At 63.6% G+C, this 19,883-nt stretch carries 27 protein-coding genes; 12 read left to right on the top strand and 15 right to left on the bottom strand.

Annotated features, from left to right (window positions below):
* Positions 1-212, top strand: a 212-nt coding sequence (locus J0I79_RS28275) for a hypothetical protein (protein WP_292867087.1), incomplete at its 5' end; no start/stop codon positions are given.
* Between the two features lie 101 nt (positions 213-313).
* On the opposite strand, the gene ybgC is transcribed toward J0I79_RS28275, so the two are convergent.
* Positions 314-784 carry a tol-pal system-associated acyl-CoA thioesterase gene (gene ybgC / locus J0I79_RS28270; RefSeq protein WP_292867086.1) on the bottom strand — a complete coding sequence of 157 codons (471 nt, stop codon included), beginning with the start codon at positions 782-784 and terminating at the stop codon, positions 314-316.
* Positions 785-837: 53 nt separating this feature from the next.
* Between ybgC and J0I79_RS28265 the strand changes: the two genes are divergently transcribed.
* A complete protein-coding gene (locus J0I79_RS28265) occupies positions 838-2,088 on the top strand; it encodes a cellulase family glycosylhydrolase (RefSeq protein ID WP_292867084.1) in 1,251 nt (416 codons plus the stop codon).
* A 6-nt stretch (positions 2,089-2,094) separates the two neighbouring features.
* Here J0I79_RS28265 and J0I79_RS28260 read toward each other — a convergent pair whose 3' ends face one another.
* From J0I79_RS28260 to J0I79_RS28215, 10 genes are all read right to left on the bottom strand, one after another.
* Positions 2,095-2,991, bottom strand: a complete 897-nt coding sequence (locus J0I79_RS28260) for a metallophosphoesterase (protein ID WP_292867082.1) — start codon at positions 2,989-2,991, stop codon at positions 2,095-2,097.
* A 178-nt stretch (positions 2,992-3,169) separates the two neighbouring features.
* On the bottom strand, positions 3,170-4,207 hold the full coding sequence (gene ruvB / locus J0I79_RS28255; RefSeq protein ID WP_292867080.1) for a Holliday junction branch migration DNA helicase RuvB: 1,038 nt from the start codon (positions 4,205-4,207) through the stop codon (positions 3,170-3,172).
* On the bottom strand, positions 4,204-4,608 hold the full coding sequence (locus J0I79_RS28250) for a type II toxin-antitoxin system VapC family toxin (RefSeq protein ID WP_292867079.1): 405 nt from the start codon (positions 4,606-4,608) through the stop codon (positions 4,204-4,206). Before J0I79_RS28250 ends, ruvB begins: the two co-directional genes overlap by 4 nt.
* Positions 4,605-4,886, bottom strand: coding sequence for an AbrB/MazE/SpoVT family DNA-binding domain-containing protein (locus tag J0I79_RS28245; RefSeq protein ID WP_292867077.1), 282 nt, complete (start codon positions 4,884-4,886; stop codon positions 4,605-4,607). The genes J0I79_RS28250 and J0I79_RS28245 overlap by 4 nt, the downstream gene beginning before the upstream one ends.
* Positions 4,887-4,947: 61 nt before the next feature.
* The gene (gene ruvA / locus J0I79_RS28240) at positions 4,948-5,568 is read right to left on the bottom strand and encodes a Holliday junction branch migration protein RuvA (protein ID WP_137932951.1); all 621 of its coding nucleotides are present in this window, start codon (positions 5,566-5,568) and stop codon (positions 4,948-4,950) included.
* A gap of 27 nt (positions 5,569-5,595) precedes the next feature.
* Positions 5,596-6,015 carry a type II toxin-antitoxin system VapC family toxin gene (locus J0I79_RS28235; RefSeq protein WP_292867074.1) on the bottom strand — a complete coding sequence of 140 codons (420 nt, stop codon included), beginning with the start codon at positions 6,013-6,015 and terminating at the stop codon, positions 5,596-5,598.
* Positions 5,993-6,262: an AbrB/MazE/SpoVT family DNA-binding domain-containing protein gene (locus tag J0I79_RS28230; protein ID WP_292867072.1), complete on the bottom strand. Its 270-nt coding sequence runs from the start codon at positions 6,260-6,262 to the stop codon at positions 5,993-5,995. Before J0I79_RS28230 ends, J0I79_RS28235 begins: the two co-directional genes overlap by 23 nt.
* Before the next feature lie 56 nt (positions 6,263-6,318).
* Complete coding sequence (gene ruvC / locus J0I79_RS28225; protein WP_292867070.1) at positions 6,319-6,828, bottom strand: crossover junction endodeoxyribonuclease RuvC; 510 nt, start codon at positions 6,826-6,828, stop codon at positions 6,319-6,321.
* Between the two features lie 67 nt (positions 6,829-6,895).
* Positions 6,896-7,429 (bottom strand): DUF1465 family protein, encoded by a 534-nt coding sequence (locus tag J0I79_RS28220; protein ID WP_292867068.1) that lies wholly within the window; start codon positions 7,427-7,429, stop codon positions 6,896-6,898.
* A 373-nt stretch (positions 7,430-7,802) separates the two neighbouring features.
* The gene (locus J0I79_RS28215) at positions 7,803-8,183 is read right to left on the bottom strand and encodes a hypothetical protein (RefSeq protein WP_292867066.1); all 381 of its coding nucleotides are present in this window, start codon (positions 8,181-8,183) and stop codon (positions 7,803-7,805) included.
* Positions 8,184-8,516: 333 nt separating this feature from the next.
* Here J0I79_RS28215 and J0I79_RS28210 point away from each other — a divergent pair, with 333 nt between their 5' ends.
* Complete coding sequence (locus J0I79_RS28210) at positions 8,517-9,068, top strand: DUF2269 family protein (RefSeq protein WP_292867064.1); 552 nt, start codon at positions 8,517-8,519, stop codon at positions 9,066-9,068.
* Positions 9,069-9,109: 41 nt separating this feature from the next.
* Here the strand turns inward: J0I79_RS28210 and J0I79_RS28205 are convergent, their stop codons facing one another.
* From J0I79_RS28205 to J0I79_RS28195, 3 genes are all read right to left on the bottom strand, one after another.
* Positions 9,110-9,880, bottom strand: coding sequence for a sulfite exporter TauE/SafE family protein (locus tag J0I79_RS28205; RefSeq protein WP_292867062.1), 771 nt, complete (start codon positions 9,878-9,880; stop codon positions 9,110-9,112).
* Between the two features lie 106 nt (positions 9,881-9,986).
* Positions 9,987-10,715 (bottom strand): class I SAM-dependent methyltransferase, encoded by a 729-nt coding sequence (locus tag J0I79_RS28200; RefSeq protein ID WP_292867060.1) that lies wholly within the window; start codon positions 10,713-10,715, stop codon positions 9,987-9,989.
* 72 nt (positions 10,716-10,787) lie between these two features.
* Positions 10,788-11,240, bottom strand: a complete 453-nt coding sequence (locus tag J0I79_RS28195; protein WP_292867058.1) for an Lrp/AsnC family transcriptional regulator — start codon at positions 11,238-11,240, stop codon at positions 10,788-10,790.
* Positions 11,241-11,369: 129 nt separating this feature from the next.
* On the opposite strand from J0I79_RS28195, the gene J0I79_RS28190 reads away from it, so the two are divergent.
* From J0I79_RS28190 to J0I79_RS28150, 9 genes are all read left to right on the top strand, one after another.
* Complete coding sequence (locus J0I79_RS28190; protein WP_292867056.1) at positions 11,370-12,269, top strand: DMT family transporter; 900 nt, start codon at positions 11,370-11,372, stop codon at positions 12,267-12,269.
* Positions 12,270-12,395: 126 nt separating this feature from the next.
* Positions 12,396-13,043 carry a thiamine phosphate synthase gene (locus J0I79_RS28185; RefSeq protein ID WP_292867054.1) on the top strand — a complete coding sequence of 216 codons (648 nt, stop codon included), beginning with the start codon at positions 12,396-12,398 and terminating at the stop codon, positions 13,041-13,043.
* Between the two features lies 1 nt (position 13,044).
* Positions 13,045-14,085 (top strand): tetratricopeptide repeat protein, encoded by a 1,041-nt coding sequence (locus tag J0I79_RS28180; protein ID WP_292867052.1) that lies wholly within the window; start codon positions 13,045-13,047, stop codon positions 14,083-14,085.
* A gap of 143 nt (positions 14,086-14,228) precedes the next feature.
* Positions 14,229-14,795, top strand: coding sequence for an elongation factor P (gene efp / locus J0I79_RS28175; RefSeq protein ID WP_292867050.1), 567 nt, complete (start codon positions 14,229-14,231; stop codon positions 14,793-14,795).
* Positions 14,796-14,872: 77 nt separating this feature from the next.
* Positions 14,873-15,673, top strand: coding sequence for an inositol monophosphatase family protein (locus J0I79_RS28170; protein WP_292867048.1), 801 nt, complete (start codon positions 14,873-14,875; stop codon positions 15,671-15,673).
* A gap of 82 nt (positions 15,674-15,755) precedes the next feature.
* Positions 15,756-16,442: a hemolysin III family protein gene (locus tag J0I79_RS28165; protein WP_292867046.1), complete on the top strand. Its 687-nt coding sequence runs from the start codon at positions 15,756-15,758 to the stop codon at positions 16,440-16,442.
* A 147-nt stretch (positions 16,443-16,589) separates the two neighbouring features.
* Positions 16,590-17,615: a MotA/TolQ/ExbB proton channel family protein gene (locus J0I79_RS28160; protein ID WP_292867043.1), complete on the top strand. Its 1,026-nt coding sequence runs from the start codon at positions 16,590-16,592 to the stop codon at positions 17,613-17,615.
* A 1-nt stretch (position 17,616) separates the two neighbouring features.
* Entirely contained in the window at positions 17,617-18,648 is a 1,032-nt protein-coding gene (locus J0I79_RS28155; RefSeq protein WP_292867041.1) for a peptidoglycan -binding protein, read from the top strand.
* Between the two features lie 249 nt (positions 18,649-18,897).
* Complete coding sequence (locus J0I79_RS28150; RefSeq protein ID WP_292867039.1) at positions 18,898-19,326, top strand: hypothetical protein; 429 nt, start codon at positions 18,898-18,900, stop codon at positions 19,324-19,326.
* A gap of 110 nt (positions 19,327-19,436) precedes the next feature.
* On the opposite strand, the gene J0I79_RS28145 is transcribed toward J0I79_RS28150, so the two are convergent.
* Positions 19,437-19,790, bottom strand: coding sequence for a DUF1304 domain-containing protein (locus J0I79_RS28145; protein ID WP_292867037.1), 354 nt, complete (start codon positions 19,788-19,790; stop codon positions 19,437-19,439).
* Positions 19,791-19,883 lie beyond the last annotated feature (93 nt).

Here is a 19,883-nt window from a genome sequence, read left to right as displayed (position 1 = left end):
ATATGTTCCATCGTAACGTCCTTAAGATTTTCCGGGCGAAGCTGGCGGCTGGCCCCTGGCATCCCTTGTGGTCGGTTCGCACGAAGCTACCGGACACCCCAAACCGAGCCTTTCGCGGCCTTTTCGGGGCAAATATTGGTGAAACGAAGGCGCTGGATGACGCCAATCTTCACCAATCTCTTCATGAACCGTTATGGTTAAGGATGGGTTAGCCGCCAAGGCGCGGCGCATTGCCGCAAGCCGGCTGCTCAACGCCATGGTTCCACCGGGTTAGGGCTGATGCCAGCGGGGCGCCACGGGCATTGGCCTGATGTCAGCCCACCGGGGGCATGAACGCCGCGACCCACTCCCTGGGAAACCGCCTTGGCCTGCCATTCTCGCCGATGATCGCCGCCTCGACCTTGGCCTCGACCAGCACCTCGTCACCGCGCTTGAGCTGTTGCGCCATGAAGATGCGGGCCCCCGAAATGCTATCGGTGCGGGTATCGACGGTCAGGATATCGTCGATGTGGGCCGGCGCTCGGAAGTCGATCTCCATGCGGCGCACCACCCAGACTATTCTTTCGCCATGGCTGCCGCTGGCAAGTTCGGTATGGTGGACGCCGGTCAGCCTGAGATAGTCGGAGCGGCCGCGCTCGAGGAATTCCAGATAGCGCGCGTGGTAGACGACGCCTGAAAAATCCGTGTCGGCATAGTAGACCCGCGCCATCAGCCGGTGGCCGAATGCGGTCAGCGCGCCGGAAATGCCCGCCAGCAGCGTCGCCGATTCACCATGATCGTCCATTGCGCTTCCTTTTTCAGTCCCGACAAGGCACGTAATTTCGGCGCATGAACCCGATGGCACTGTTGACGGCGATGATCAAGACCTTGATGGCGGCGCTGCTTGTGCTGATCGTTTCAGCTCTGCCTGGGCAGGGCGCCGCCTTCTCGATGAAGCGCGGCCTCAACCTCGACCAGTGGGTCACCTGGCCCGGCCAGGATCAATGGGGCGATGCCAAGGCTATCCTGCCCTATCCGGAATGGCGCAAATTCCTCAAGGACGAGGATTTGAAGGCCCTGAAGGACACCGGCTTCGATTTCCTGCGCATGCCGGTCGACCCCTCGCCTTTCCTGTCCGACAAGACCGAGGCCCTGCGCGACGACCTCTATGCCAGCGTGCTGGACTCCGTGCGCATGATCAACCGCGCCGGCCTGAAGGTGATCGTCGACATGCACCTGATCCCGGCTGGCGGCAGCCGCAAGGTCGGCATGGCCGAGGTGATGGACGATCCCCAGACCTTCGAGCGCTATGTCGACATGGTGCGCAGGATGGGCCGCACGCTCGCCGGGGAGGATCCGCAAAGGGTCGCCTTCGAACTGATGAACGAGCCGATCGTCGACTGCGACGCCGACGGCACAAGCCTCTGGCCAGAACGCCAGCGCAAGCTGTTCGCCGCGGCGCGATCCTCGGCGACCAAACTGACTCTGGTGCTGACCGGCGCCTGCTATTCCGCCGCTTCGTCGCTGGACAAGATCGATCCCAAGGCAATCCCCGACGACAACATCATCTGGACTTTTCATTCCTACGATCCGTTCCTGCTTACCCATCAGGGCGCGACCTGGGCCGGCGATTTCATCCCCTATGTGACAGGCCTGCCCTATCCGCTGACAGCGGTGCCCAAGGCGCAGCTCGACGTGACGCTCGACACCATCCGCGCTCGCATCAAGGCGGAGGCGCCCTGGACCCGGCAGAGCGGCCTGCTTGCCTATCTCGACGAGCAGGTCGCAAGCATGGACAGCCCGCAAAAACTGCTCGGGCTGATGGATGCGCCATTCAAGAAGGTCGAGGCCTGGGCGAAAGCCAACGGCATCAAGCCGGAAAACATCACGCTGGGCGAGTTCGGCATGATCCGCCAGGAATACGGCAACGCATATGTCGTGCCGGGCGAATATCGCGCCGCCTATGTCCGGGATATGATCGCGCGCGCCGAGGCGCACGGCTTCTCCTGGTCGGTGTGGAGCTATGGCGGCGCCTTCGGCATCGTCGATGCCTTCAACGGCGACAAGGCCGAGCCCGATGTCTTGAACGCGATCCGAAGCCTGCCCTGAAGGCGATCAGCCGAGGTCGATCTGCAATATCTCCGGACGCATGCCGAAGCGGATGGGCAGGTTACTGAAGCCGAGCCCGCCAGACACGATCAGGTTGCGGTCGTTCTCCACGACATGGCCATAGGCGTAGCGGTTGCCGTACTGCGACGGCACGATCGGCGAATAGCCGAACAACCGCACCTGCCCGCCATGGGTATGTCCCGACAGCGTCAGCGACACGCGCCACGGCACTTTTGGGAAAATGTCCGGCTCGTGCGCCAGCAGTATGACGGGCGAAGTGTCGCTGATCTTGGCCAGTGTGCCGTCGAGGTCGTCCAGTCCCCTGGGCGGCTCATGCTGCCTTTTCGGCAACAGCGCCAACTGGTCGGCGAGGCCGGCGATCCACACGCCATGACCGTCCTTCTCCAGGCGCACGGCATCGTTTTCCAGAACCGGGATGCCGGCCTTTTCCAGGGCCTTGCGCGCGATCGTCGGACCAGCCTCGGCGCGCTGCGCGAAGCCGTCGGCCCACCAGTCGTGATTGCCCAGGATCGACAACACGCCGAGCGGCGCCTTCAGGCCCGACAGGGCGCCGGCCCATTCCGGTGGCGTCACCCTTTTCGAGACGAGGCGCATGCCAGCGATATAGTCGCCGAGCAGCACGATCAGGTCCGGCTGCAAGGCATTCGCCTCTTCGGCCAGCGAAGCGATCCGCTCCGGCGTCATCCAAGGCCGGCAGGCATGGATATCGGCGAGCGCGACGACGCGCAGCTTCAGGCCGTCAGGCCAATGCGGCGGCGTCAGCGCATAGCGCTTCACATGCGTCAAGAGCATCGGCTCGATGCCGACGGCATAGGCGCTGAACGAGGCGACCGACAGGAACGATCCGCCGATGAAGCGCAGGAACCCGCGTCTGCTTATCATTGATTGGCTCCGGCACTCGGATCACGGCGGCATGCCGCGAGGCTGCGATAAATTCCACGAATACGCCCGCAAGCCGGCGAAGATGAGGAGAATTTGCGCAGGCCTGTTCACTGATGCTTGATCGCTGGGCTTTGATCGCCGATCTGGGAATCCGCGCCCACGCCTGACCGCTATCCTTCTATTCCTCCTGGAACAGGTTGATCTGCTGCTGCGCCAGATCCTTCGGCGCGTCGAGGCCGAGATGGCGCCAGGCATTGGCCGTCAGCATACGGCCGCGCGGCGTGCGCTGGATGAAGCCCTGCTGGATCAGATAGGGCTCGATGATGTCCTCGATCGCGTCGCGCGGCTCGGAGAGCCCGGCCGCGATCGTCTCGATACCGACGGGACCGCCGCCGAAATTGCGCGCGATCATATTGAGATAGCGGCGGTCGAGCGCGTCGAGGCCGAGCGCGTCGACCTCCAGCCGGGTGAGCGCCTCATCGGCGATGACGCGGTCGACATGACCGTCGCCGGCGACCGAGGCGAAATCGCGCACACGGCGCAGCAGCCGGCCGGCGATGCGCGGCGTGCCGCGCGCGCGCCGTGCGATCTCCAGCGCGCCATCCTCGCCGAGCGGCATCTGCAGGATGCGCGCGCCGCGCCGCACGATCTGTTCCAGTTCCTCGACCGTGTAGAAGTTGAGCCGCACCGGAATGCCGAAGCGGTCGCGCAGCGGATTGGTGAGCAGGCCCAGCCGCGTGGTGGCCGCGACCAGCGTGAAGCGGGCAAGATCGATCTTGACCGAACGCGCCGCCGGCCCTTCGCCGATGATCAGGTCGAGCTGGAAATCCTCCATCGCGGGATAGAGGATTTCCTCCACCGCCGGGTTCAACCGGTGGATTTCGTCGATGAAGAGAACGTCGCCCTCTTCAAGATTGGTGAGCAGCGCCGCCAGATCGCCGGCCTTTGCAATCACCGGCCCTGAGGTCGAGCGGAAATTGACGCCGAGCTCGCGCGCCATGATCTGCGCCAGCGTCGTCTTGCCGAGACCCGGCGGCCCGACGAACAGCACATGGTCGAGCGCTTCCTTGCGCCCCTTGGCCGCCTCGATGAAGATCTTGAGATTGGCCCGCACCGCCGCTTGGCCGACGAAATCGTCGAGCGTCTGCGGCCGCAGGGTCTGGTCGGCATCCTCGCCGCGTTTTTCGGGAGCGATGAGGCGGGGGGAAAGGGTCATGCAAGCAGTTCCATGCTGGCGATGGCCCCGGCGGCTCGCCGATCGAACGTGACCGTATGCGAACAGCCCAGATTCAGGTTGTGCTCGGCGATCAGCGCATCAGCAAAGTCAACTTGCGGCGCGTTGGATCTTTCGAGTGCTATCACGATGGCATCGAAATCCTCGAACACCAACGTTCTGATCTTCAGCAGTCTTTGGATTGCCGCGAGCACCTGTTCCTTGGGCATCCTATAGCGCGAAATCAGCGACCAGCTAAATTCTACGAGAACGATCAGGCTGACAAAGCCCGGGGTCTTTTCAGTGAGGCCTTTCCCGAACGCGATGGCGCTTGCCCTTTGCTCAGCGTCATCGTTCAGCACCATCCGCAGCAAAACATTCGTATCGATGCCTACCGACGTCACGCGCTGCCCTGTCCGCTCTTTGGCGTTTCTCCTACGACATGCCGTCCAACAGCCTCGCGCACCGCGGCATCGATTTCTTCAAACGATGCCGGGCCGCCTGGCGGATCTCCCAAAAATCCAGCGAGGTCGTCGAATTCCAGATTGCGAGGCGTTCCGACCAGATAACCATCCACCACGGTCCAGGCGATCATGTCGCCCGCCTTGAGCGACAGAGCGTCCCGCACGTCCTTCGGGATGGTCAGCTGGCCCTTCGACGTCAGGCTTGCATATGCGCCCATTTTCCTACTTTCTGAGAAATTACTTACCAAGCATATCGTAGTTGGAATTTGTCTTCAACCATCACCGCGCCAGTTCCTTCAGCCCGAAGCGGATCAGCTTGGACGCATCGGCGCCCTCACCCGCCGTCTTCAGCGCCGCCGACACGGCATTGGCGGCGATGTCGCGGGAATAGCCGAGATTGACGAGCGCCGAGACCGCGTCGGTGATCGGCGCCGGGGCGACGCCCTCGCCGAGCTCCTGCTTGAGGCCGATCGTACCCGATGCTGCGCCCGCATAGGCCGGAGCCTTGGCCTTCAGCTCCGTGACGATGCGCTCGGCCACCTTCTTGCCGACGCCGGGCGCACGAGAAACCATGGCGATGTCGCGCAGCGCGATCGCATTGGCCAGGTCCGCCGGCGCCAGTGTCGACAGTATGGCCAGCGCCACCTTGGCGCCGACGCCCTGCACATTGTTCATCAACAGCCGGAACCATTCGCGCTCCAGCGCCGACTGGAAGCCGTAGAGCCGGATCATGTCCTCGCGAACATAGGTCTCGATGAACAGCACCACCGCTTCGCCGGGCGAAGGCAGTGCGGCAAGCGTTCGCGCCGAACAGTAGGCGACGTAGCCGACGCCATGCACATCGACGAGGCAATGGTCTTCGTCGATCTCGTCCAGCGTGCCCTTGAGCTTGCCGATCATGCCTGGTCTTTCATGGAAGATAGGCCCTCATGGATGCGTTTCCGGCGATATGATGTGGAGGTCAGGAAAGTAGCTGCGATAGCGCGCGGCATCGCGTGTCAGAAGGCGATGTCCGGCAACGGTGGCATGAGCGCCTATGAAAAAATCGGGCAAGGTCCTTTCCCGGACACCGCCGGCCCGGCGATAGCGCGAATGCGTGACGCCGGCGAGGAATGCTGCCTCCCAGGGGACAAGTTCGCGGTCCATCTCCAGCATGTCGGCCGCTTTTCGAAGCGCCGTCTCCGTCGCGATCAACGGCGCCAACTCGGACCAGATGATCGTGTTGACGATCAAGGCACCGTCGCGGCGGCAGGCAGCGATCGCCGACGCCGACCATTCTTTCAGCGGTCCGGCCGATCCCCAAACGTCGATCAGGACATTTGTGTCAATCAACGTCGAGATCTTCACGCGGGCCCCTCAACCATTCCATGTACTGATCGGTGGTCATCCCTCCCAAATCCAGTGTCCCCGCCATACGATCGAGGACATCACTGAACCTGCGCAATTTCTCCTCCTGGGAGAGATCCTCGTTGACGGCAACCAGCTGGACGCCCCGGTCGGTGGCCACGAACTCTACCTCGGAACCGGGGCCGATGCCCAGTTGGTCCCTGATAGGCTTGGGGATTGTAACTTGTCCTTTGGTGGTCACGCGCATGGTAATACCCCTGAGGTATTACTTATCGTCAAGACGTGAACAAGTCAAGAACACGCCTAACCGGCAAGCGCCATCCGGTAGGCCGCGCTCTGGCGGTGATGGGCATGGCAGATCGCGATGGCGAGCGCGTCGGCGGCATGCTCGGTGTCGAAGATCGCCTTCGGCAGCAGCACCTTCACCATCATGTGGATCTGCTTCTTGTCGCCATGGCCGACGCCGATCACGGCCTTCTTCACCGCATTGGGCGCGTATTCGGCGACGACGAGACCTGCCCGCGCCGGCACCAGCATGGCGATCCCACGCGCCTGGCCGAGCTTCAATGTCGCCACGGCATCCTTGTTGACGAAGGTCTGTTCGACGGCCGCCTCGTGCGGCATTGCCTGATGCAGGATTTCGGCGAGCCCGTCATGCAACTGGCAGAGCCGCGTCGCCAGGGCCGCCTTGTCTTCTGAGCGCACCGTGCCCGAGGCAACGAAGCGCAAGGAATTACCGAGGCTCTCGACGATGCCCCAGCCGGTGCGCCTGAGCCCCGGATCGATACCGATGATGCGAATCGCGTCCCCCATCCGGCCATCCTACCTTTCGCCGACAGCGATGCCAGCGAAATGTGAACAAACCGGAAACGCTGGCGGGTTAGTTGCGGGCGAAGGCCGTGTTGAGCAGGCTGATCTGGTCGGAGACCGGATTGGGACGGCGCGCCACCGGCTGCATGTCGACCATGGCGCCGGCGCCGTAGATCTCGTCGTCCATGCGGCGCACCAGCGCCTGCAGGCGCAGCGAGCGGTTGACGAGGTCGAGGAAATCCTTGGGCAGTTCGGCCCAGCCGGCTGCCTCGTCATGGGCGGAAGCCGTGTCGAGGCGCACCTTGGACTTTTCCGAAGCGACCTGATCGCGCGTCATCTCGCCGGAATTGGCGGCGCGCTGCAGAAGCAGCCAGGAAGCGACCTGCATCAGCCTGGTGGTCAGCCGCATCGATTCGGCCGCGTAGAGCGTCGCCGCCAGCCGAGACAGTTTCTTCGCCTCGGCCCGGCCCTTGCCGTCGAGATACTCGGCCGCCTGTTCGACCAGGCCCATGCCTTCCTGGTAGAGCGGTTTGAAGGAGTGCGAAAACACCCGGCGTTCCGCCAGCTTGACGGTTTTCGCGCTGCCCTTCGAAGGCTCGTTCATTGATTACGCCCCTGCACTTGCAACCGGCCGATACGGCTCACTGCCGATACACCCGGCACCCTATATGACTGAAGCTTGAAAATGCGCTTCACAGGGGGTGAAGGCAAGCACATGTTTAACAGAAGGTTAACGGCGTTCCGTCCGGCGGCGCGCCGCCGGAATGCGGACAAAAAAAGAGCCGCGGATAAGGCGGCTCTCAGGAGTTTAACAGGGAGGCGTCAAACAAAGTGGCTCCAACCACTCGGTAAGAATCCAGATCACTGGATGCACATAGTAAACGCCTGTAAAGCTTAATGAACCTTTAACGGCGCCGATGTTTTTTAACCGAACGCCGTCCTTCTGTGCCGTAACAGCACAGTCCGGCGGGCTCTGATCAGGCCTTTTTCCAGACCGTCGGCAAGGCAATGAAGGCGAACAGCAGCATGCCTGCGTAGAACCCCATGGAAGCGATCCCGAGCAACGGCTCGATCGCCTCATGGCCGGCAAGCAGGATATAGAGGCCGATCATGAGCCCGATGCCGCTGATCGCCGTCAGCCAGAAATGGATGACCGCGAGGGTCTTCTGCCCGGCTGCCGGAAACAGATGGTAGAAGAAGGCGAAAACCGCCGACATCAGCCACCCCGCGACCATGATGTGGGCATGTGTCGGCATCTGGCCGTGGTCCTGGCTGATCGCCATGTGAATGCCGAGCGCCATGCCGCATAGCGCATAGATGATGGCCAAAGTGAAGAAATTCCGGGCTACCCCTTGCATGTCAGTTCCCCCAAATGCCTTTTCCCGTTTCGGGAATGGGTTGATCTCCAGGCGAATCGTCTCGCCGCCGGGCTCCCGGCATCGGCGCACTAGCATCGGCTCTGTTTCCGCACGATGTCGCGCCAACCCCTCCCCGGAGCCTGCGAGCTTACCAGAAAAAGCCGGCGCGGGATTTCCATATTAGCAATCCCTTTTTTACTCGATGCCGAAACAGAGCCCTGCCTTTTCGCGGCATTATCCCGAAACAGCCGCCGCGCTAGACGCCCGCTCCTCCGACGGCCGGCGCAAATCCGCGCCGCCGCGAACTCGCAATATTTGCCTCGGGAGCAACACATGGACTGGTATTCGATCGTCAAATTCCTTCACGTCGCCACGGCAATGCTATGGGTTGGAGGAGGCTTCGTGCTTTTCCTCCTCGGCGCGCTTGCCCAGCGCGCCGGCAACATCGAGGAGAAGCTCCAGGCAATGCGCGCCAGCGGCCAGCTGGGCGGCCGGTTCTTCGCGCCGATGTCGATGCTGACCCTCGTCTTCGGTCTCATCATGTGCGGCTTCTGGGTCGGCTTTTCCGATCTCTGGATCGTCATCGGCCTCGTCGGTTACGCGACCACCTTTTCCATCGGCATGTTCATCTTCAAGCCGACGGGCGAGCGCATGGGCGCGATGGTCGCCAGGGACGGCGTCACGCCTGCTGTGCTGGAGATCGGCGAGCGCATGATGCGCGCCGCGCGCCTGGATTATGCGGTGATGCTGGTCATCGTCGCCGACATGGTGCTGAAGCCGACGGTGCACGACATCGGCATTCTGGCGGCGATGGCCTTGGTCGTGATAACAGGCGCCATACTGGCCTTCAGTGGGGCCCGTCGCCTGGCGCCCAGCGCCGCATGACGTCTTGCGATTCGGAGGCGGCGCGAGCGCCGCCCCGCTCTCTACATCAGGCCGGCTATCCCGTCCCAGAGCAGCTTCACCGCCACCACCGCGACCGTGGCATAGGTGAAGGGATAGAAGATCTCCGGCCGCATGCGCCGCACCAGCCAGGCGCCCGCGATGGTCGAGAGCGGCGCCAGCGGCATGAGTACGGCGGATGCCGTCAGGTTGGCGGTGTCGAACTGACCGAGCGCGAAATAGGGCACGAGCTTCAGGGCATTGGTGGCGGCAAAGAAGATCGCGGCTGTCCCCGACAGGATTTTGGGGTCGAGCCGGATCGGCAAGGCGTAGACCTGGAAGGGCGGACCGCCGACATGGGCGACGAAGCTGGTGAAGCCGGCGACCGTTCCCCAGAGGGCAGCAGCCACCCGATTGGGCTCGGCGGCATGGTCGGAGCCATGGCGGAACTGCAGATACAGCCAGCGCAGCACGAAGATGATGGCCACCGCGCCGACGATCAGCCGCACCGCCTCTTCTGTGACCAGCGCGGCGGTCAGCCAGCCGAGGCCGATGCCGATGACGGCGCCAGGCATCATGTCGACCAGCATCTTGCGGTCATACACGCCCCACCACGTCCAGACGGAAACGATATCCATCAGGCACAGGATCGGCAGCAGGATGGCGGCCGCCTGCACCGGCGGGATGGTCAGCGCCATCAGCGGCACGCCGACGAAGCCGACGGCGCCACCGAAGCCGCCCTTGGACAGGCCGACCAGGATGACCGCCGGAATGGCGGCCGCGTAGAACCACGGATCGAGAAGCAGGCCTGACATGGGAGGGGCTGGTCTGGAGGGAAAGCGCGTAGGCCCTGAATAGCCGAGATTCACCGGTCGGGCGACAGCAAATTGTGGCTCGCCGATTGTGGCGGCCCGCCGTGGCCTAGCGCCGTGCCGAGACGAGCAGGAACATCGGCCGTTCGAGCTCTTCCGACAGTTCCGGCCTTGCCGCGATCTGCTCGGCCGTGGGACAGAAATCCTCGACACGCTCGATGGTGAAGCCGGCTCCGATCAGCGCGTTGAGCGTCGTACCGGTCGTGCGATGATACTTGATCACGCCCTTGGCCAGCCAGTCGGTCTTGCGCGGACCTTCCACGAGGTATCGGTCGACGGGCCATATCTTGCGGCCCTCTCCGTCGACCACCCAGCCGGGCCGGGTCGGCGCCATGTAGACCGGATGTTCCGTCGAGAAGACGAAATGCCCGCCGGGCGCCAGCGCCTGGTGCACCGTTGCGAACAGGCGCGAGACGTCCTCGACATAATGCAGGGCAAGCGAACTGTAGGCGAGATCGAACCCGCCTTGCGGCAGGCTGAGTTGACCGAGATCGGCTCTCTCATAGGCAATGCCTGTGTCCGGCCCAGCGGCTTTCGCCCGGGCAAGCATCTTCTCCGACAGGTCCAGCCCGAGGACCTGGGCGGCTCCGTTCTCATGCGCCCAGCGGCAGAACCAGCCGAAGCCGCAGCCGAGATCGACGACCCGCAGACCGCTGATTTCAGGCAGCATCGCGCGCAGCGCCGGCCATTCGGCGGCACCGTCCAGGCCTTCGACCGATCGGCCGAGCTGGCTGTAGCCGGCGAAGAAATCCGGCTGGTCATAAATATTCTGTGCCATGCTTTCTCGCTCTTCTGACAATTATCTTGCGGACCGGCCGCGCATGTCCAGCAGGGCCGGACACAGCCAGGACTATGAAGCCGATTGTACCCCGAGCGGTGGCGGACGCCGCCGGATCGGCTGCGCCTTGATGATGGCGGTGCTGGTCTCGGCCTTGTCGGCAATGCGGTCGAGAATGCCGTCGAGATCGCCGATCGAGCGCACGAACAGCCGGGCGATGAAGCAGTCGTCGCCCGTCACCTTGTCGCATTCGCCGAACTCGGCGATCTCCTCGATCAACTTCTGAACGATGTGCAGCTTGCCGGGCAAGGGCTTGATCCGCACGATCGCCTGCAGCGTATAGCCCAGCGCCTGCGGATCGATCTCTACGGTGAACGCCCGGATGACGCCGCGCTCCTCGAGCCGCCGCAGCCGCTCCGAAACGCTTGGTGAGGAAAGACCGACTTCAGCGGCAAGGTCCTTCAACGACGTCCGCGCATCCCTAACCAGGATTTCGAGCAGACGACGGTCGAGATCATCCAGCATTTTCTTTTCTCATGATTTTCGCTCTTTACCTAATATAATTAGGCATCTTTCCCATACAGCCTTTCATGAGAGATAGAAAGCCCCAAGACTGCATGAGATTATGCCAGCTCAACGTCCAAGGGGCTTATCATGAACGATACGGTGCGCGGCACGGTCGAAATGTCGGCGGCAATGGCGATCCTGGGGACGATCGGATGGTTCGTCGTCATGTCAGGCCAGCCGATCATGGACGTGGTGTTCTGGCGCTGCGCATTCGGCGCGGTGACGCTGCTTGTGATCTGCGCTTCGCTTGGGCTGCTGCGCAACCGGCTGTCGCCGCGCACCCTCGCCCTTGCCGCCCTTGGCGGCGCGGCCATCGTCATCAACTGGGTGCTCTTGTTCAGCGCCTTTTCGCGCGCGTCGATCTCCATCGCCACCGCCGTCTACAACACCCAGCCCTTCATGCTGGTCGGCTTCGGCGCGCTCTTCTTCGCCGAGCGGTTGACGCTGACCAATCTGACCTGGCTCGCCATCGCCTTCGCCGGCATGGTGCTGATCGTTCAGGCTGCTCCGGACGCCGGCGAAGTCGGCACGAATTATTTTGCCGGAATCCTGATGGCGCTGGCCGCAGCCTTCTTCTGGGCGGTCGCGGCTATCGTCGCCAAGAGGCTCAAGGGCACGCCGCCACACCTTATCGCGCTGATCCAGGTCTGCGTCGGCGTCGTCATGCTGGCGCCGCTCGCCAATCTGTCTCATCTGCCCGCCGATCCGTGGAGCTGGGCGATGCTGGCGACGCTCGGCGTCGTCCACACCGGCCTGATGTACATACTGATGTACGGCGCTATCCAGAAACTGCCGACCCATCTGCAGGGATCGCTGTCCTTCATCTATCCCGTCGTCGCCATCCTGGTCGACGTGATTGCCTTCGGCCACCGCCTGCATCTCAGCCAGGTCGTCGGCGCAGCCCTCATCCTGACCGCGGCGGCCGGCATGAATCTCGGTTGGTCGCTGTGGAAGTCGAAAGCATCTAATCCCGAGCCGGCTCAATAGAGGCCGGCCACCGGCGTTCGACGACACGATCCCGATTGCGCGGCCTGTTCAATCCCGGCGCTTTGCTCTATGCCGCAATCCAACCATCTTCGCCCGGCATAGGCGAAAACCCGGGATCGAAGAACAATGAATGACGCAACGCCCCCCAACCGCTGCCGCATCGTGCTGATCGCGCCGCCTGGCGTGCCGGCGGCCCGTATCGCGGCGGCATTCGACGGCGGCGACGTCGCCTCGCTGGTGCTGCCCGAGAATGGCATGGACGAAGCCTCCTTCCAGGCCTTCGCCGAACAGATCGTGCCGGCGGCGCAGGCCGCGGGCGCCGCCGTGATCATTGCCGGCGACACGCGCATCGCCGGCCGCGTTCACGCCGACGGCATCCATGTCGAGACCGGCAAGGACGAACTGGCCGAGACGATCGAGCATTTGCAGGCGAAAATGATGGTTGGCGCCGGGGGCGCCAAGACGCGCGACGACGCGCTGGAACTCGGCGAGACACGGCCCGACTATATCTTCTTCGGCCGCTTCGGCTACGACAACAAACCCGAGCCACACCCGCGCAACCTGTCGCTGGGCCAATGGTGGGCGCAGATGATCCAGATTCCGTGCATCGTCATGGCCGGATCCGATCTTGCCTCCGTCGAAACGGTGGCCGCGACCGGCGCCGAGTTTGTCGCATTGTCGAGCGCCGTCTTCGCCGACGGCGTCGATCCGAAAGCGGCCATCGCCCGGGCCAATGCGCTGCTCGACGAAACCGCGCCGCGCTTCGAGGATTGACGTGTCCCCGGCAAGGCTTCCCCTCCAGGCCCTGCTGGCAGTGGTCATGATCCAGGCCGCCGCCGCCGAAACCGTTCCCGTGCCGCAGGCGAAGCCAGTGGCCGGCGTGCATACCGACAAGCCGATCGAGAATCCGTTGCCGCAGCCCGCCACCACGGCGGAACCCGCGCCGTTGCCTTCGGCCGACACCATCAATCCCGACCGTTTCGGGGCCAAGCCGGCGGACGCCGCCTATGGCGCCTTCCAGCGCGGTCTCTACAAGACGGCCTACAACCTCGCTTTGGTCCGCGCGAAAAATGGCGATGCCACGGCGCAGACGCTGGTGGCCGAGATCCTGTCGCGCGGGCTGGGTGTGCCGGTGAACACGGCGGAGGCCGCCAAATGGTACGCGCTGGCCGCCGAGCAGGGCGTGCCGGAATCGCAGTTCCAGTATGCGCTGATGCTGCTCGACGGCCGCTACGTCAAGAAAGACGAAAAGGAAGCCTATGCGCTCATGCAGGCCGCCGCCGAGGCCGGCAACCAGCTGGCGCAGTTCAATTTCGCGCAGATGCTGGTCCAGCAGGACCCCGGCGAGGCGGGCCTGACCAGGGCGGTTTCGTACTATGAACGCGCCGCCGCCACTGGTCTGGCCGATGCCCAGTACGCCATGTCGCAGATTTATGCCAACGGCGTCGGCGGCAAGCCCCGTGACGATGTGAAGGCAAGGCAGTTCCTGGCACAGGCCGCAAGGCAGAACTACGACACCGCGCAGATCGATCTGGCGGCCTGGATGATCGAGGGCCGTGGCGGCGCCCGTGACCTGAAATCGGCTTTCGGCTGGACCAAGCAGGCGGCCGAGGGCGGCAATATCGCCGCCCGCAACCGCCTGGCGAAGCTCTACATGCAAGGCATTGGCACGGACCCGGACCTGGTGCTCGCCGGAGCCTGGTACATCCTTGCCCGCCGCGCCGGTCTCATCGACCCGCAAATGGACGATTTCCTGCAGGGCCTGAGCGACGATCAGACAAAACAGGCCTTGCAGAAAGCGAACCGCCTGCCCTGACGGCGGCATGCAGCTGTTCAGCATCCGGCCCCACCCGCACAGCCGGAACCCGCCTCGCTCCCTTGCCTCTTCCAACGATTTGTGGTCTTGGGGGCCCCTAAATCGCTTGTCCCGGCGAAAATCTCATTCCGGATCGCATCATCATGGCCAAGATCAATGGCAACGAAATCCGTCCCGGCTATGTCATCGAGCACGATGGCGGCCTCTGGGTGGCGGTCAAGACCAACACCGTCAAGCCCGGCAAGGGCGGCGCCTACAACCAGGTCGAACTGAAGAACCTCATCAACGGCACCAAGCTCAACGAGCGCTTCCGCTCGGCCGAGACCGTCGAGCAGATCCGACTCGACCTCAAGGATTTTTCCTTCCTCTACGAGCAGGATGGCGCGCTGGTGTTCATGGACACCCAAAGCTATGAGCAGCTCGAGCTGAACAAGGACTTCGTCGGCGACCGCGCCGCCTTCCTGCAGGACGGCATGATGGTGACGGTGCAGCTGTACGAAGAGCGGCCGATCGGCATATCGCTACCCGATTATGTAACGTTGACCATCACCGAGGCGGATCCGGTCGTGAAGGGCCAGACGGCGGCGTCCTCCTACAAGCCGGCGGTGCTGGAAAACGGCATCCGCGTGCTTGTGCCACCCTTCATCGGCGCCGGCGAACGCATCATCGTCGACACCAACGAAATCACTTACGTGCGCCGCGCTGACTAAGGCATGCCACCAGGTGGCCCCGGTCTGGGTCACCGACATGCACCAGGTTTGAAACGCCGGCACAGGAAGACACTACGATGGCACGCTCAGCCCTCCTCAACGTCATGGTCCAGGCCGCTATGAAGGCCGGCCGCTCGCTGTCGCGCGACTTCGGCGAGGTCCAGAACCTGCAGGTCTCGCTGAAGGGTCCGGGCGACTATGTCAGCCAGGCCGACCGCAAGGCCGAGGATATCGTCTTCGCCGAACTGTCGAAGGCCCGGCCCGGCTATGGCTTCCTGATGGAAGAGCGTGGCACGGTCGAAGGCGATGACGGCCAGCACCGCTGGATCGTCGACCCGCTCGACGGCACCACCAATTTCCTGCACGGCATCCCGCTTTTCGCTGTGTCGATCGCGCTTGAGCGCCAGGGCCAGATTGTCGCCGGCGTCATCTACAATCCGGCGATGGACGAACTCTATACCGTCGAACGCGGCGGCGGCGCCTTCATGAACGATCGCCGCCTGCGCGTCGCCGGCCGCGCCAAGCTTATCGATGCCGTGATCGGCTGCGGCGTGCCGCATCTGGGCCGCGGCCAGCACGGCAACTTCCTGATCGAGCTGCGCCACGTCATGGGCGAGGTCGCCGGCATCAGGCGTCTTGGCTCTGCCTCTCTCGATCTCGCCTATGTCGCCGCCGGCCGCATGGACGGCTTCTGGGAAACCGGCCTGTCGGCCTGGGATATTGCCGCCGGTCTGCTCTTGATCCGCGAAGCCGGCGGTTTCGTCTCCGACATGGATGGCGGGCAGGACATGCTGGACAACGGCTCGGTCGTAGCCGGCAACGAGATCATCCAGCGCGCGCTGCTGAAGACGGTGAAGAAGCCTCTGCCCCCGCGCTGAACCGCCGCGGTCGCAAAACCGCAACGCAAACTTGAAATATTGGCCGGCGATTCCCCAGATACGGGGTAACGCAGGACGACTGATGACCAACATCCCGCCGCAACTCGAAATCCCCTTTGTCGGCCGCTGGCACTATTCCCGCGCCGAAATGATAGCCGACGGTATCGTCCATGCGGTCGGCATCGTGCTGGCGATCGCGGCCGGCTCGGCGCTGCTGGCGCTGGCCGCGTTCCGTGTCGGACCGGGCGAATACATCGCCGCCGCCTTCTACGTCGTCTCCCTGCTCACCGTGCTCTCGGTATCGCTGACCTACAACCTGTGGCCGGTGTCCTCGCCGCTGAAATGGGTGTTGCGGCGCTTCGATCATGCCGCGATCTATCTTCTGATCGCCGCGACCTACACGCCCTTCCTCGCCCAGCTCGACGGCTCGCCGCTGGCCGGCTGGATGATCGTGCTGGTCTGGGCCGCCGCCGCGGCCGGCATCGCCCTCAAGGTGTTTTTCCCCGGACGTCTCGACCGGCTGGCCATCGTTTTCTACCTCGCCATCGGCTGGAGTGGCATTGTCCTGGTCAAGCCGCTCGTCGAAACCCTGCCGACGACATCGATCGTGCTCATCGTCGCCGGTGGCGTCGTCTATTCCTGCGGCGTCATTTTCTTCGCCTGGAAGGGACTGCGCTTCCACAACGCGCTGTGGCACGGCTTTGTCGTTGTCGGCGCGGGCTTGCATCTGGCGGCAATGGTCGACTGCCTGGTCATCAGCCGCCTCTGATCGTGCAAACAGCCTTCGGTTTCCGTATCAGGCCGAATTTGCCGAACACGCGCCCTGCGGCAATATTGCCAAGCGCCATTCAATTTGGTCACAATTCCGTTTAGAGTCGCCAGCAACGTGATCGGCGGCATCGGAAACGGGGCACGGATGGCTTTTCTCAGATCTTTCGGCATGGGCAGGCGCTCCGACGTACTGATCTACGACCCCCACAAACTGTCGAGTCCGCAGGTCTTCCTGCTGACGATGGTCATCTTCCTGGCCATCGTCGCCTTCATTGCCGCCATCCTCACGCGCCAGATCTCGACGGCCTTCGTCACCAATCCCGGCCTCAACGGCCTGATCATCGGCGTGCTCGTCGTCGGCATCCTGCTCGCCTTCGCCCAGGTCGGAAGGCTGTTTCGCGAGGTGCGCTGGGTCAATTCCTTCCGGGCCGGCTCGGAGACCACCGAACCGGTCTTGCTGGCGCCTATGAAGGCGATGATCGGCCGCTCCTCGGCGATGGCCTTCTCGACCTCCTCGATGCGCACCATGCTCGATTCCATCGCCACGCGCCTCGACGAAAGCCGCGACACCTCGCGCTACCTGGTCGGCCTCCTGGTGTTTCTGGGGCTGCTCGGCACCTTCTGGGGCCTCTTGAACACGATCGGCTCGATCCGCGAGACCATCGAATCGCTCGACCCCGGCACGGGCGACGCCGCCGCCGTGCTCGACTCGCTCAAGCAGGGCCTGTCGGCGCCGCTGGCCGGCATGGGCACGGCCTTCTCGTCCTCGCTGTTCGGCCTTTCCGGCTCGCTGGTGCTGGGCTTCCTCGATCTGCAGGCGGGACGCGCCCAGACCCGCTTCTACACCGAGCTGGAAAACTGGCTGTCCTCGGTCACCGACCTGTCGTCCGACATCGTCGTCTCCGACCCGGCAAAGGCCGAACCGTCGGACGAAATCCGCCTGTTGTCGGAGCGGCTGCGCAGCATGCAGGAGAATGGCGGCGGCTCCAATCCGCGTGTCGCCACCGCTATGGCCAACCTGGCCGACGGCATTTCCGGCCTGGTCAAGAACATGCGCTCCGAGCAGCAGATCATGCGCGACTGGGTCGAAGCGCAGTCCGACGAGCAGAAGGCGATGCGCAACACGCTGGAAAAGATCGCCGATGCCTTGAAGAAGCAGGGAGTGCACTGAGTTGGCTTTGGCACGGGCGCGGCGCGCCGACCGGCGCATCGATTACTGGCCGGGCTTCGTCGACGCGCTGTCGACGCTGCTGCTCGCCATCATGTTCCTGCTTACCGTCTTCGTGCTGGCGCAGTTCCTGCTCGGGCGTGAAATCTCCGGCAAGGACCAGGTTCTTTCGCGCCTCAATTCCCAGATCAACGAACTGACGCAGCTTCTGGCGCTGGAGCGCTCGAACACACAGGACAAGGAAGATTCCCTCGCCAATCTGCAGGCCTCGCTGTCGGCGGCCGAAGCTGAGAAGAGCCGGCTCGAACAATTGCTGGCGCAAGGCGCCGGCGCCGGCGACGCCGCCAACCAGCGCGCCGCCGAGCTTGGCGGCGAGCTCGACAACCAGCGCCAGATCAGCCAGCAGGCGCTGAGCCAGGTCGAGATTCTCAACCAGCAGATCGCGGCGCTGCGCAAGCAGATCGGCGCGCTGGAGGATGCGCTCAATGTTTCCGAAGCCCGCGACCGCGATTCCAACACCAAGATCGCCGATCTCGGCCGCCGCCTGAACGTGGCGCTGGCGCAGCGCGTGCAGGAACTGAACCGCTACCGCTCCGATTTCTTCGGGCGCTTGCGCGAAATTCTCGCCGACCGCGAGAACATCCGCATCGTCGGCGACCGCTTCGTCTTCCAGTCGGAAGTGCTGTTCCCGACCGGCTCCGAGGTCATCAACGATGCAGGCAAGGTCGAGATGAAGAAGCTCGCCGACGCCATCATCGAACTGCAGAAGGAAATCCCGCCTGAGATCAACTGGGTGCTGCGCGTCGACGGCCACACCGACAACAAGCCGCTCTCCGGCAATGGACGCTACCGCGACAATTGGGAGCTGTCGACGGCCCGCTCGACCTCGGTGGTCAAGTTCCTGATCGAGAACGGCGTGCCGGCAAACCGGCTGGTGGCCGCCGGCTTCGGCGAGTTCCAGCCGCTCGATCCCGCCGACACCGACGAGGCGCGCAACAAGAACCGCCGCATTGAACTGAAGCTCACCGAACGGTGAATTCTCTTCACGCGAACTCACGCGAAGTTGTTCGCCGGCTCAACTCTAGGGCGTGAGGAATGGCCGGCAAGGCCTGAAAAGATTATCTTTTTTTAATTACACTTCCCGCCGAGCCGCTCCTAGCTTGCCATGCAGGGCCGAGGACCGCCGGCGATGCCTCCCATCGCGACGCGACGGAACTGGACGACCCTGACGACCGGAAGGCGAAGCGGCGCGACCGCCCTCCTTCCCAGCAGGAGGAAGCGCCCCATGCGCTCATCAGCATCTCTCAAGACTGCAACCCTTGCCGCAATCCTCATCGCCGCCCCGCTTGGCGCCGCGTATGCCGCGGGTCATCACAGGGGTGGCGCCTTGGACACGCCTGATCCCACCGATATGACAGGTCCGCGTGTCGAAGCCCTCATCCAACAGGCTCAAGGCGTCCGTCAGGGCATTGTCTACGCACGCCAGGCCAACAACATTACTCCGGCCGTGGCGGCACACCTGGAAATGCGCACCGACCAGATCCGCCAGGCCGCGGAGAAGATCGCCGCGTCGGATCACGGCAGGATACCGGCCGCTCAGTATCATGACCTGCTGAGTCATCTCGACCGTGTCGACCAGCGCTTGATGATCGACACCGGCAGCGGCTTCATGATGGGCGATGGTTCCGACGGCGGAAACTATCCGAACGGCTGAAGCCATCCGGGAAGACACCTGAGGAAGGGACTACCTGGCGCCTTCGGGACCCCAATCCCGCGGGCGTCCTTTTTCCTCACCTGCCCCGCCTGCCTACCAACCAGGCTTGCCTACCAGCCGAGCCAGACAGCGATCAGCGCCAACACCGCCGGCACGGTCTGGATGAACAGGATCTTGCGGCCCACCGTTGCCGCCCCATAAAGGCCGGCAATGGCCACGCAAGCCAGGAAGAAGACCTTGATCTGGAAACCTCCGGCGCCGAGGTAAAGCCCCCAGATCAGGCCGGCTGCGAGAAATCCGTTGTAAAGGCCCTGATTGGCGGCAAGCACCTTCGAGGCACTTGCGAATTCCGGCGTCAGCCGGAATGTCTTGTGCCCGCGCGGCGTGTCCCACAGCATCATCTCGAGATAGACGATATAGACATGGATCAGGGCCACCAGCCCGACCAGGATGTTGCCGATCATTTCGCCCCCCCTTCATGCGTCGCCGACAGCATTCCACGCGCCGCCTTCTCAGCGCAAGACACATCCACCGGAAGGCGTGCCGAACAATTCCCG

Source organism: Mesorhizobium sp. (assembly GCF_017306585.1).
Classification (GTDB): domain Bacteria; phylum Pseudomonadota; class Alphaproteobacteria; order Rhizobiales; family Rhizobiaceae; genus Mesorhizobium.
This window is presented reverse-complemented; position numbering and strand designations above follow the sequence as displayed.